The 13035-nt window shown below is 71.4% G+C and carries 10 protein-coding genes; 5 read left to right on the forward strand and 5 right to left on the reverse strand.

Going from position 1 to position 13035, the window contains the following annotated elements; genetic code table 11:
- Positions 1 to 298 precede the first annotated feature (298 nt).
- From BX283_RS18805 to BX283_RS18815, 3 genes are read right to left on the reverse strand one after another with little or no spacing between them, the layout of a single operon-like run.
- The gene (locus BX283_RS18805; RefSeq protein ID WP_101388734.1) at positions 299 to 898 is read right to left on the reverse strand and encodes a 4Fe-4S dicluster domain-containing protein; all 600 of its coding nucleotides are present in this window, start codon (positions 896 to 898) and stop codon (positions 299 to 301) included.
- An 8-nt stretch (positions 899 to 906) separates the two neighbouring features.
- On the reverse strand, positions 907 to 3201 hold the full coding sequence (locus BX283_RS18810; protein WP_101388735.1) for a molybdopterin oxidoreductase family protein: 2295 nt from the start codon (positions 3199 to 3201) through the stop codon (positions 907 to 909).
- Positions 3198 to 4274 carry an MFS transporter gene (locus tag BX283_RS18815; protein ID WP_101388736.1) on the reverse strand — a complete coding sequence of 359 codons (1077 nt, stop codon included), beginning with the start codon at positions 4272 to 4274 and terminating at the stop codon, positions 3198 to 3200. The genes BX283_RS18810 and BX283_RS18815 overlap by 4 nt, the downstream gene beginning before the upstream one ends.
- A gap of 195 nt (positions 4275 to 4469) precedes the next feature.
- Between BX283_RS18815 and BX283_RS18820 the strand changes: the two genes are divergently transcribed.
- The 4 genes from BX283_RS18820 to BX283_RS18835 all read left to right on the forward strand — a co-directional run bounded on the left by BX283_RS18820 (position 4470) and on the right by BX283_RS18835 (position 9015).
- A complete protein-coding gene (locus BX283_RS18820) occupies positions 4470 to 5651 on the forward strand; it encodes a low temperature requirement protein A (RefSeq protein ID WP_101388737.1) in 1182 nt (393 codons plus the stop codon).
- Positions 5644 to 6669, forward strand: coding sequence for a P1 family peptidase (locus tag BX283_RS18825; RefSeq protein WP_101388738.1), 1026 nt, complete (start codon positions 5644 to 5646; stop codon positions 6667 to 6669). Before BX283_RS18820 ends, BX283_RS18825 begins: the two co-directional genes overlap by 8 nt.
- 136 nt (positions 6670 to 6805) lie before the next feature.
- Positions 6806 to 8086 (forward strand): Ig-like domain-containing protein, encoded by a 1281-nt coding sequence (locus tag BX283_RS18830; RefSeq protein WP_101388739.1) that lies wholly within the window; start codon positions 6806 to 6808, stop codon positions 8084 to 8086.
- Between the two features lie 167 nt (positions 8087 to 8253).
- Positions 8254 to 9015 (forward strand): DUF6227 family protein, encoded by a 762-nt coding sequence (locus tag BX283_RS18835; protein WP_257583104.1) that lies wholly within the window; start codon positions 8254 to 8256, stop codon positions 9013 to 9015.
- A 98-nt stretch (positions 9016 to 9113) separates the two neighbouring features.
- Here BX283_RS18835 and BX283_RS18840 read toward each other — a convergent pair whose 3' ends face one another.
- Positions 9114 to 10652 (reverse strand): MFS transporter, encoded by a 1539-nt coding sequence (locus BX283_RS18840; protein WP_101388740.1) that lies wholly within the window; start codon positions 10650 to 10652, stop codon positions 9114 to 9116.
- Positions 10653 to 10714: 62 nt separating this feature from the next.
- Here BX283_RS18840 and BX283_RS18845 point away from each other — a divergent pair, with 62 nt between their 5' ends.
- Positions 10715 to 11692, forward strand: a complete 978-nt coding sequence (locus BX283_RS18845; RefSeq protein ID WP_101388741.1) for a YafY family protein — start codon at positions 10715 to 10717, stop codon at positions 11690 to 11692.
- A gap of 72 nt (positions 11693 to 11764) precedes the next feature.
- Here BX283_RS18845 and BX283_RS18850 read toward each other — a convergent pair whose 3' ends face one another.
- A complete protein-coding gene (locus BX283_RS18850) occupies positions 11765 to 12760 on the reverse strand; it encodes an RNA polymerase sigma factor RpoD/SigA (protein ID WP_101388742.1) in 996 nt (331 codons plus the stop codon).
- Positions 12761 to 13035 lie beyond the last annotated feature (275 nt).

Below are 13035 nucleotides of genomic sequence, written 5' to 3' on the forward strand. Positions count from 1 at the left end.
TCCTGAGCGGGGTCGGGCCAGGGGGCCGGGGCGGCTTGCCCTGTTCCGTTCTCGCCAGGGCCACCGGGGCCGCCACGCGTGCCGAACGCTCCGGGAACTTCGGGCCTACCAGCCCCACCGGAACCGCCAGTCCCACCAGAACTTCCCACCCCACGGAGACCGTCAGTCCCACCAGACCCCCTCACCCCACCGGAACCGCCAGCCCCACCAGAACCCCCCACCCCACCGGGGTCTCCAGGCCCTCCGGGCCTCCCCCCTCCCTCCGGATCGCCCGCCGCCCGGGGCCGTTCGGTCGGGTTCATCGGACCGTCCTTCCGTTCACCTCGACGATCGGGAGGCCGCCGGGGACCGGCCACTGGACCTTGTCGGCGGGGACGACCATCGCCACTCCGGTGGACACGACGACATCGCCGAACGTGAAGGAGTCGGCGACCTGGACGCCGGGGCGCTCGGCTCGGAGCTCCTCGACGGTTCCGTAGAAGAGGGCGCCGGTGGGGCAGACCGTGGCGCACATGGGGGCGAGGCCGTAGGCGGTGCGGTCGTAGCAGAGGTTGCACTTCATCTGCAGCTTCGCCTGGAGATCGATCTTCGGTACGCCGAAGGGGCAGGCGTTGACGCAGTTGGCGCAGCCGATGCAGCGGGTGGTGTCGGCCTGCTGCACCACACCGTCGGCGGTCACCAGGATCGCGTCGGCGGGACACACCTCGGCACAGGGGGCGACCGGGTCCTCGCAGTGCATACAGACCGTGGGAAGGGAGGCGACCGAGTGCCCCTCGTCGGGGTAGTCGAGATGGATCATGGATTTTCCCCGGTGCGAATCGCATTCGCGGCAGGCCGAGACACAGGCCTGGCAGCCGATGCAGCGCCCCGGGTCGATGAAGATCGTTCTGCCCATCATGGCGGGCGTCAGCCCCTCTCGGCGGTGCCGCGCCCCTGCGGGGACGTGGGCGGCAGCGGGTCGGTGCGGGAGACCTGGGCCGCCGGATAGGCCACATGGCCGGGCGCGGTCGGGGGCGCGGGGACCTCGGCGATCCGGTCACCGGGCTCGATGCGGCAGGCGCAGACCTTGTACTCGGGAATCTTGGAACGGGGGTCGAGAGCGTCGATGGTGAGCGCGTTGGCGGCCGTGGGAACCGGCCAGTGGTACGGGATGAAGACGGTGTCGGGGCGGATCGCCTCGGTGACCAGGGCGGGGAAGACCTCGCTGCCGCGCCGGGTGACGACGCGGACCGGGTCGCCGTTGCGGAAGCCGTGCGAGGGGTGGATCTCGACCCAGGGGCGCGGGGTCTGCTCGACGAGGGCGCCGAGCCTGCGCGTCTGGTTGCCGGAGAGGAAGTGCGCCACGGTCCGGCCGGTGGTGAGGGAGAGGGGGTGCTCGTCGTCGTACGGGTCCACCGGCGGGTGCCATTCGACGACCTGCATATGGATCCTGCCGTCGGGGTGCGCGGTCCGCCCGTCCTCGAAGAGGCGGGGGGTGCCGGGGTGGTCGGTGGAGGGGCAGGGCCAGGCGATCCCGCCGGTCTCCTCCAGGCGCTGGTAGGTGATGCCGTAGTAGTCGTTGACCGTTCCGGCGGAGGCCCTGCGCAGTTCGTCGAACACCTCGCGGGAGCCGGCGAAGGCGAACTTGTCGCCCGCGCCCAGCCGCTGGGCGAGCTGGCAGATCACCCAGGTGTCGGTGCGGACCCCGGCGGGTGGCTCCTGGGCCTTGTTGTGCTTGACGACCCTGGCCTCGGCGTTGGCCATCACGCCTTCGTCCTCGGCCCAGGTGGTGACGGGGAAGACCACGTGCGCGTTGGCCGCGGTCTCGGAGAGGAAGAAGTCGAATTGGGCGTGGAATTCGAGGGTGTCGTAGCCCTCCTTGACGGTCGAGTAGTTCGGGAGCGAGACGAAGGGGTTGTTGCAGATGCCGATCAGGCCGCGGATCTCCTGGCGGCGCATCTGATGGACCATCTCCATCATCGAGGTTCCGGCGGGCGGGAGTTCGGACTCCTCGATGCCCCAGATCTCGCAGATCTGCCGGCGGTGCTCGGCGTTCATGATGGAGCGCCCGCCGGGCAGCAGGTCGGCCTTCTGGCCGTGCTCGCGGCCGCCCTGGCCGTTGCCCTGGCCGGTGATGGTCCCGTAACCGGCGCCGGGCTTGCCGAGGTTGCCGGTGGCGGCGCAAAGGTTGATCACGGAGAGGCAGTTCTCGACGCCCTGCGAGTGGTGCTCGATGCCCCGGGCGTGCCAGGCCATGGCCTTGGGGGCGCGGGCGAAGGTGCGGGCCACCTCGACGATCTGGGAGGCCGGGACCCCGCAGATCTCGGCGGCCCGCTCGGGGGGATACTCCATGGCCTTGTCGCGGACCTCCTCCCAGCCCGTGGTGTGGGCGCCGACGTAGGCCTCGTCGTCGAGCTCCTCCTTGATGACCACATGGAGGAGCGCGTTGAAGAACGCCGAGTCGGTGCCGGGCTTGAGGGCGACGTGGATGTCGGCGGTGCGGGCGATCGCCGTCTCACGCGGGTCGACCACGATCAGCGAGGCGCCCCGGTCGCGCGCTCCCCATACGTACTGGGTCATGACGGGGAAGCACTCGCCGACGTTGGACCCGGCGATGAGCAGGCAGTCGGTGAGGAGGATGTCGGAGAAGGGGTTGGCGGCCCGGTCGATGCCGAAGGCGAGCTTGTTGGCACCGGCCGCGGAGACCATGCACAGCCGTCCGTTGTAGTCGACGTGCCGCGACTTGAGCGCGACGCGGGCGAACTTGCCGACCAGATAGGTCTTCTCGGAGAAGAGGCTGGCCCCGCCGAGCAGCCCGAACGCGTCGTTGCCGTGGGCGGCCTGGATGCGGCGGACCTCGTCGGCCGTGTGGTCCAGCGCCTCCTCCCAGGAGACCTCCCGGAACGGCTCGTCGCGGGAGCGGCGCAGCAGCGGCGCGGTGAGCCGGTCGGGGTGGTTGATCTGCTGGTACGCGTTGATGCCCTTGGGGCACAGGCGCATCCGGTTGATGTCGTGGTTGCGGGGTTCGACACCGAAGACCTTGCCGCCCTTGTCGACGCGGAGATACATCCCGCACTGCACCCCGCAGAAGCAGCAGTGGGTGGGGACGAGGGTCTCGCCGTCCTGGTCGGCGCGCCACTGATCGGCCGGGATGCCGCCCGCGTCGCGGAAGGTGCGGGTGCCGGGCGGGGCGAGGGAGGGGTCCAGCGGGAGCCGGTTCACTTGTAGCCCTTCTTGACGTGCGCGAGGTAGGCGGTGCCGCGCAGCACCCGCTTGCAGCGCGGGCAGTACTCGGCCCAGGCGTCGAAGCCGAGGTCCAGGTCGCGCATGGTCCCCCGCAGGTTCTCGACGTAGGGGGCGGTGTCGACGGGCCGGCCGCAGCGGCGGCAGGGGAAGACCTGCTCGTCCTGGCGGGCGGTGTACTTGAACAGCTGCATCCCGACGGCGGCCGGCCGCTGGACGATGTGGAAGAACTTCCCGAACGGGATGTAGATCAGGGTCAGCACCACCGACACCATGTGCAGCACCGCGAGGAACTCGTAGCCCCCACCGCGCAGGAAGATCGACGAGAAGGTGAGGAGGAGGCCGGTCACGGAGATGACGATCAGCAGGAGCAGCGGGACCAGGTCGTAGGCGAAGCGCTGGCCGGTGATCGCGCCGCGGTCCTTCATCCGGCGCCACAGGAAGTACGAGGCGCCGGGGATGACCAGGACGGCGGCGATGTCCAGGCCGTGGAACATCAGCCAGCCGAGGACGTTCAGCGAGTCGAAGCCGAGGATCTTCACGCCCCAGATCCGCATCTCGTAGCCGGGTCCGGAACCGGTCGACGAGGTGAAGGTGAACCAGCCCCAGGTGAGGGGGAAGGTGATCGCGGCGGCCAGCAGACAGCCCCAGAAGATCAGCTGGTGGGCGGCCCAGCGGGCGTGCGAGCGGGCGCCCAGGAACTTCTGGAGGCCGAGGTAGGTGGCGGCCATCCTGGGCAGGGCGGTCGGCGCCCGGCGGAAGTTGGCGGCGGAGAACAGGCTGCGCCAGCCCTGCCTCAAGAGGCGGCGGGCGCCCGGGGAGGAGATCCAGACGGTGTAGCGGTAGGCGACGCCGAAGGCGAGGAAGACGGTGGCGCAGGCGTACGGGAGCAGGGCGGAGTCGAAGTCCTTCAGCCGGCGGCTGCCGAAGACGATGGCGAGGATCAGCAGGAGGGAGACGGCGGTACCGGCGGCGGTCGCGCGCAGCGCGACGGCGGGTTTCTCCGCGGGACGCTTCACTGCGGGAGGCTTCGCTTCGGGAGGCTCGGTCACCCGGCCACCGTAGGTGTATCTGACCGTTTATCACCTGATTTGGTGGGCGGTGGGGTGAAGCCTTCAGTCAGATGGCAGCCAGGGCGTTCGGGGCTGTCGACCCCGGGTGCCGTAAGCCGCCGCCCCCGGACGCAACCCGCCCGGACGCCCCTGGGTGCCGCCGTCCCGCCGCCCCCGTCTGGTCTGCTATCCCCCATGCCCCGCATGACCGCTCGCAGCCGCCACGAGGAACACCGCGCGGCCACGCCCCTGGAACTCTTCTTCGACCTCTGTTTCGTCGTCGCCGTCGCCCAGGCCGGTGCCCGGCTCGTCCACTCGCTCGCCGAGGGGCACCTCGGGACCGGGCTCGCCGGGTACACGGCCGTGTTCTTCGCCATCTGGTGGGCCTGGATGAACTTCACCTGGTTCGCCTCGGCGTACGACAGCGACGACGTGCTGTACCGGGTCGTCACGCTCGTACAGATCACCGGCGTCCTCATCCTCGCCGCCGGTGTGCCGCGCGCGTTCGACAAGAGCGACTTCACCGTCTGCGTCGTCGGCTACATCGTGATGCGGCTCGCCCTGACCAGCCAGTGGCTGCGCGCGGCGCGCGACGCGGCGGACCCGGGCGAGCGGCGGATGGCGCTGCTGTACGCCGCCGGGCTCGTGGTGTGCCAGCTCGGGTGGATCGGGATGCTCTTCGTGCCGGCCGGGACCGCCCGTTCCTGGGTGTTCGTGGTGCTGGCGGCCGCCGAGCTCGCCGTGCCCGTGGTCGCCGAGCGCTCCACCCAGAGCACCTGGCACCCGCACCACATCGCCGAGCGGTACGGCCTGTTCACGCTGATCGTGCTCGGCGAGACCGTCGCCGCCGCCACCGTCGCCGTACAGGAGGCGCTGGACGAGCACGAGGCGCTCGGCGAGCTGCTGCCGATCGCGGGCGGCGGGCTGCTCATCGTCTTCGCCGCCTGGTGGATCTACTTCGCCGTGCCCATCGCCGGGCACCTCACCTCGAACAGCCAGGCGTTCGCCTGGGGGTACGGACACTTCGTCATCCTTGGCTCGGCCGCCGCCATCGGGGCCGGGATGGAGGTGGCGGTCGAGCAGGCCGTCGGCAAGGCGCACATCTCCACGGCGGCGGCCGCGGCGGCCGTCACCGTGCCTGCCGCCCTGTTCATGCTGACCGTCTGGGCCCTGCACTCGCGCCACTTCAAGCGGACCCTCGCCGAGCAGCTGACCCTGCCCGTCTCGGCGGTCGCGATCCTCGGCTGCACCTTCGCCGGGCACGGCGCCGTACTGGCCGCCGGTCTGGTGGCCGCCGCCACCATCACTGTCGGCGTGACCCTCAGCAGCCGTGGTGTCGAGCGTCATGGCCGCCGTAGGGTCGAGAGTCATGACTGAGCATCAGACGGACCGGCCGACGCGGGCCGACTCGATCACCGATGTGCCCGGCTTCATCGTCGGGCACGCCTCCGTTCCCGGCGAGCGCGCCCTGTCCGGGACGACCGTGGTCCTCGCCCCGGCGACGGGCGCCGTCGCCGCCGTCGACGTGCGCGGCGGCGGGCCCGGCACCCGGGAGACCGACGCCCTGGACCCGCGCAACGTCGTCGAGCGGATCGACGCCGTGGTGCTGACGGGCGGCAGCGCGTACGGACTCGACGCGGCGGGCGGGGTCATGGCCTGGCTGGAGGAGCGCGGGCGCGGTGTCCGGGTGGGGCCCGAGCCGCACCAGGTGGTGCCGGTCGTCCCGGCCGCCTGCGTCTTCGACCTCGGGCGCGGCGGCGACTGGCGCGCCCGCCCGGACGCCGCCACCGGCCGGGCCGCCGCCGAGGCCGCGGGCCCCGAGGCCGCCCAGGGCAGCGTCGGCGCCGGGACCGGGGCGGTCGCGGGCGGCCTCAAGGGCGGGGTCGGCACCGCGAGCGTGACCCTGCCCTCGGGCGCCACCGTCGGCGCGCTGGTCGTCGTCAACGCCGCGGGGTCGGTGCTGGACCCCGCCACGGGCGCGCTGTACGGGCTGACCGGCCGCGTCGCGTACCCCGAACCGGACGTCCACGCGGCGGCCTCGAAGCGGCTCGGCGAGGTCCTCGCCGCCGCCGGGCTGCCGCCCATGAACACCACGCTCGCGGTCGTCGCCACCGACGCGCCGCTCACCCGGCCGCAGGCACAGAAGCTCGCGGGCACCTCACACGACGGTCTGGCCCGCGCGATCCGGCCGGTGCACCTGATGCACGACGGCGACACCGTCTTCGCCCTCGCCACCGGCGTCGGCGAGCCCCTGTCCCCGGCCGACCTCAACTCCGTACTCGCGGCGGGCGCGGACGCGGTGGCCCGGGCGATCACCAAGGCCGTACTGGCCACCGACGGGGTGGAGGGGCCCGGCGGCTCCTTCCCGTCCTACCGTGACTTGTACGGGAGTTGAGCCACCGGCCCGCGACCCCCGGCTCCCGGCCCCGGCTCGCGACCCCGGCGCGATGTGGCGTGAGTCACAAGCCGCGCCCGCAACCGTTCCGCCCGCATGGGTGCTCTGTGCACGTACTGGAGTAAGGCCCGCACAGATGGAGCAGCCCGTGACCTCGCCCGACGCCGCCGCGCAGCCGCAGTCCCGCACCCCGCAGCAACTGCGCACCCGGCGGCGGGCGTTCGCCGCCGCGTCGGCGCTGCTGCTCGGCGCCCTGACCCTGACCGCCTGCGGCGGCAGCGCGTCGGGCTCCGACAAGGGCGACGGCAAGGGCAAGGGCGGCGACTCGGCCGCCGCCCAGGACGTCTCCACGCTGAAGATCACCATCTCGGCGAAGGACGGCGCCACCAACGCGAGCATCAGCAGCACCGCCGTCACCGCCCAGGGCGGCAAGCTCACCCAGGTCACCATGGTCGAGACCCAGACCGGCAAGGCGGTGGCCGGGGCGCTCGCCGCCGACGGGCTGTCCTGGAAGCCCACCGCGAAGGTGGAGCGCGGTACCCAGTACAAGATCATGGCGACCGGCAAGGACGACAAGGGGCGCTCCGCCACCGAGAACGCGGCCTTCACCACGGTCACTTCGAAGAACAGCTTCATCGGCACCTACACGCCGGACAACGGCGCGACCGTCGGCGTCGGCATGCCGGTCTCGTTCACCTTCGACAAGCCGATCACCGACAAGAAGGCCGTCCAGTCGCACATCACGGTCGCCTCCAGCAGCGGCCAGCAGGTGGTCGGCCACTGGTTCGGCACCCAGCGCCTCGACTTCCGGCCGCAGGACTACTGGAAGGCCGGGTCCAAGGTGACGATGAAGATCGCCCTGGACGGGGTGCAGGGCGCCAAGGGCGTCTACGGCGTGCAGTCCAAGACGGTCGCCTTCACCATCGGCCGCAACCAGGTCTCCACGGTCGACGCCAAGACACAGACGATGACCGTGCGGCAGGACGGTAGGACCGTGAAGACGATCCCGGTCTCGACGGGCAGCGCCGAACACACCACGTACAACGGGCAGATGGTGATCTCCGAGAAGTTCACCGAGACGCGGATGAACGGCGCGACGGTCAACTTCGGCGGCGAGTACGACATCAAGGACGTGCCGCACGCGATGCGGCTGTCCACCTCGGGGACCTTCCTGCACGGCAACTACTGGTACAAGGGGAACCCGTTCGGCAACGCGGGAACCAGCCACGGCTGCGTGGGACTCCGGGACGTCCGCGGCGCCCAGGGAGACACCCCCGCCAAGTGGTTCTTCGACCACTCGCTGATCGGCGACGTGGTGACGGTCAAGGGCTCGCCGGACAAGACGATCGCCCCCGACAACGGCCTGAACGGCTGGAACATGGGGTGGAGCGAGTGGCAGGCGGGCAGCGCCGTCTGACCCTCCGCCGGAGCGCGACCGTGGGCCGCCTCCCCTGGGCTTTCCCGGGGCTTTCCCCGCCGTTCCAAGCCGATGAGACTGTTTCGGCCATGCCCGCTGCGCGAAGCGCGCGCAAGGGCTACGTTGAGCACCCTCTACGTGACGAACAGCTACGGCGGGGAGACGCCTTGGTGCCCAACGAGTGCGAGTACGAGACGGCCGAGGAGCACCTCGCCGGTCTGCTCGGCCGCGCGCTGAACTCGTTCGACCTGCCGGACGAGTTGGTCGAGAGCCTCGACTCGGCCCTCGCGCACACCACTTCGCTGCACTCGTCGCTGCACGCCTCGGGCGGCCCCGGCCGCCCGAGGCTCAGCCGCGAGACCTACCGCCACACCTATCTCCTCCTCGACGGCGCCACGGTCACCCTGTGGGAGGTCGTGCACGGCCGAGGCAACGAGGTGTACGCGGACGAGGAGAGCGCCCTGGTCGCGGCAGCCCGGCTGCGCGAGCAGGTCCTGCCGGACCTCGCGCCCGGGTTCGCCGAGGGCGACCTGGACCCGGGCCTGACCGACCTGGACGTCCTGAGCGGGCTGGCGCCGGTGGAGCGCGCCGGGACGGGCAGGACCTACGAGGCGGACGGTTCGGCCGACCACGCGCGGCGGCTGCTGCGCCGCGCCGAGAACCCCGACCGGCCCGGCGAGAGCGTGGCCCGCGCCCTGCGCGGCGCCCTCGCCCACCGCATCACCCGGGCCCTGGGCGGCCACGGCGGGGCGGGCGGGCGCGGCGGGGTCATCCTCTACGAGCACGCGTTCCTGCTCCTGGACGGCGTCGAGCTGAGCCTGTGGGAGGTCGAGCACACGGCGACGCCGGACGGCAGCCATATGTGCGAGGTGTACGCGACGGAGGGGGCGGCGCGGGCCGCGATGGAGCGGCGGGCGCGGGTCTCCTGACGTACGGCTGACACACGGCTTCCCGCACAAGACAGAAGACGCCGGGCGCGGTGGAGGAACCTCCACCGCGCCCGGCGTCCGTCGTCACCGGCGCCGCGTCACGAGGTGAGCGCGGGCTCCTTGGTGACGTCGTCGGACGGGGTCCCGTCCGCCCCGCCCTCCAGGTGCTGCTTCGGCCTGGCCGGGAGCAGGAACATCCCGATGAAGATCACGACGCAGACCGCCGTCACGACCCACAGCGAGCGCTGGAAGGCGGTCGAGAAGGCCGGGCCGATCTCCGCGAGCTGGAGGTTGTCGCTGATCGCGCCGAAGAAGACCACCGAGACCAGGCCGAGGCCCAGCGCGTTGCCCATCTGCTGCACGGTGTTGATCAGGCCGGACGCCGAACCCGCGTGCTCCTGCGGGACCTCGGAGAGGACCGCGTCGGTGAGCGGGGCGACGATCAGGCCCATGCCGATGCCGAGAACCACCAGCGGCAGCGCCATCTGCCAGGGGGCGATGTCCATCCCGTAGTGGCGCGCCTCCCAGATGTAGATCAGCAGGCCGAGGGCGGTGATCAGGGCGCCCGCCTGGAGCACCTTGCGGCCGAACTTCGGCACCAGGGACTGGACGGACATGCCCGCCGCGGCCGACATGGCGATGGAGAACGGGATGCCGGTCAGACCGGCGCGCAGCGCGCTCCAGCCCAGGCCGATCTGCATGTACAGCGTCCAGACCAGGAAGAAGATGCCCATCGCGATGCCGAAGGTCAGCTGCACCGCGATGCCCGCCGCGAAGCTCTTCACCCGGAACAGCGAGAGCTCCACCAGCGGCGAACCGTCCTTGGCCGCCTTGTACTTCTCGTACGCCACGAGCGCGCCGAAGACGACGAGGCTGCCGGCCATCGAGAGGTGGCCCCACAGCGGCCAGTCCAGCTCGCGGCCGCGGGTCAGCGGGTAGAGGAGCATCAGCAGGCCGAGCGTGACCAGCGCGACGCCCACCAGGTCGAGCTTGAGGGCCTTGGGCGCCTTGGACTCGGTGATGAACTTGGCGCCCAGGATCAGGCCCGCGATGCCGACCGGCAGGTTGATCAGGAAGATCGGACGCCACTCCAGGCCGAACAGGTTCCACTCGGTCAGCAGCGCGCCCAGGATCGGGCCGGAGACCGCGCCCAGGCCGATGACCGCGCCGAACATGCCGAACACCTTGCCGCGCTCCTCCGCCGGGAAGGTCGCGTGGATGATCGAGAGCACCTGCGGCACCATCAGGGAGGCCATGCCGCCCTGGAGGATGCGGGAGGCGACCAGCATCTCCGGGTTGGCCGCGAAGCCGCAGAGCGCCGAGGCGATGGTGAAGCCGGTCATGCCTATGAGGAACAGCTTCTTGCGGCCGTGGATGTCGCCGAGGCGGCCACCGGTGATCAGACCGGCGGCGAACGCCAGGGCGTAACCCGCGGTGATCCACTGGATCGAGGCGAAGGTCGCCCCGGTGTCCTTCTGGATCGAGGGAATCGCTACGTTGACGATCGTGACGTCGACCAGGTCCATGAAGGCCGCGGTCATCACGATGGCCAGGGCGAACCACCGTCGGCGGTCGTTCACGGCGGGCGCCGCGCCGGGGCCCGCGGCTTCTGGGGGATTGGTCGTGGTGGAGGTCATGGAAAGAAGTTAGACCGTATGTAGGTCAGACTGCGTCCTAATTTTCCCGCATCCTGGATCTCATGACGGACACCCCGGCTCGGCTCCTCCAGCTCCTGTCCCTGCTCCAGACGCCCCGCGAGTGGCCCGGCGGCGAGCTCGCCGACCGGCTCGGCGTCTCGCGGCGCACGGTGCGCCGGGACGTGGACCGGCTGCGCGAGCTCGGCTACCCGGTGCAGGCGACGCTCGGCGCGGACGGCGGGTACCGCCTGGTGGCCGGGAAGGCGATGCCGCCGCTGGTCCTCGACGACGAGGAGGCCGTGGCCATCGCGGTCGGGCTGCGGGCGGGCGCGGGGCACGCGGTCGACGGGGTGGAGGAGGCGTCGGTACGGGCGCTGGCCAAGCTGGAGCAGGTGCTGCCGTCCCGGCTGCGGCACCGGGTGGCCACCCTCCAGGCCGCGACGATGCCGCTGGTGGGGCCCTGGCGCGGCGACGGCGCGACCGTCGACCCGCACACCCTGACCGTGATGGCGTCGGCCGTCACCGGCAACGAGCGGCTGCGGTTCGACTACCGCAAGGGCGACGGCAGCGAGTCCCGCCGCCAGGTCGAGCCGTACCGGCTGGTGTCGACGGGGCGGCGCTGGTACCTCGTCGCGTACGACATCGAGCGCGAGGACTGGCGTACGTTCCGGGTCGACCGGGTGGAGAACCCGTTCGCGACGGGGTCGCGGTTCGCGCCCCGGGAGCTGCCCGCGCAGAACGCGGCGGAGTTCGTGAGCCGGTCGCTGAACCGGATGCAGCCGGAGCTGGACCTGGACGTGACGTTCGAGGCGCCCGCCGACTTCGTGGCGGCGCGGCTCACCGGGATGGGCACGCCGGTGCCGCTCGGTCAGGCGCGGTGTCGGCTGCGGGCACGGGTCACCGAGTCGCTGGAGTGGGTGGCGGTCCGGCTGGCGCTGGTGGACTGCGAGTTCGCGGTGGCGTCGCCGGGTGCGCTGACGGAGTACCTGGCGGATCTGGGCGCCCGGATCACCCGGGCGGCGGGGCCGGGACCGGAGTGACGGGCAGGGGGGAGCCCCCGGCACCAGGGGGGGAGGGTGCCGGGGGCTCGTCTATGGGGGGGGCGGCTGGGGTTACGCCGCCGCGTCGAAGCCCGTGTCGCGTGCCATCTTCTTCAGTTCGAGCAGCGCGTGCTTCTCGATCTGGCGGATGCGCTCGCGGGTGAGGCCGTGCTCCTTGCCGACCTCCGTCAGCGTGCGCTCGCGGCCGTCGTCGATCCCGTACCGCATCTTGATGATGGAGGCGGTGCGCTGGTCGAGCTTGCCGATCAGGTCGTCGAGCTCCTCGCTGCGCAGCAGCGTGAGCACGGACTGCTCGGGGGAGATCGCCGACGTGTCCTCCAGGAGGTCGCCGAACTGGGTCTCGCCCTGGTCGTCGACCGCCATGTTGAGCGAGACCGGGTCGCGCGCCCAGTCCAGGACGTCGATGACCCGCTCCGGCGTGGAGCCCAGCTCCGCCGCCACCTCGGTGGGCTCCGGCTCCCGGCCGTTCTCACGGTTGAACTCGCGCTGGACGCGGCGGATACGGCCCAGCTCCTCCACCAGGTGGACGGGCAGGCGGATGGTGCGGGACTGGTCGGCTATCGAGCGCGTGATGGCCTGGCGGATCCACCACGTCGCGTACGTCGAGAACTTGAAGCCCTTGGCGTAGTCGAACTTCTCCACCGCGCGGACCAGGCCCGCGTTGCCCTCCTGGATCAGGTCGAGCAGGGGCAGGCCCGCCCTCGGGTAGCGCCGGGCCACGGCGACGACGAGGCGGAGGTTGGAGCGGATGAAGAGGTCCTTGGCCCGGTCACCGGCGGCGACCAGGGCTTCGAGCTCCTCGCGAGAGGCGCCGCCGGCCGTGCTCTCCACCTCTTTGTCGAGGATCTGGCGTGCGTACACACCCGCCTCGATGGTCTGGGAGAGCTCGACCTCCTTGGCGGCGTCGAGCAGCGGCGTCCGCGCGATCTCGTCGAGGTACATCCCGACCAGGTCGCGGTCGGCGATCTCCCCGCTGACGGCGCGAACACTGCTCCCCGACCCGGATCCGCTGCTTGCGGTCCGACGGGCGACGGCGCGGGTTGCCATGCGTGCTCCCTTGCTGTGTAGGTCGCGACACCCTCCCGGGTGCCCTGCATCCGATGGAAACAACGGCTGGAATCCGGACAGAATTCCCGTCCCGCCCATCGATTTTCCGGATCATGCAGTACCCTGTGCCGCCGACGGTGGCGGACGGATGCCGCGGGAACGTACAGAGGCGCAGGTCAGGCCCGGTGCCGGGACTCTCCGTACCCGGCCGCGACCACCGTCCACATGAGACCGGCGTCACACCCGAAACAGTTGCCTTCACCCCGGAAGAGCCC

The organism is Streptomyces sp. TLI_146 (assembly GCF_002846415.1).
In the GTDB taxonomy this organism is placed as follows: Bacteria; Actinomycetota; Actinomycetes; order Streptomycetales; family Streptomycetaceae; genus Streptomyces.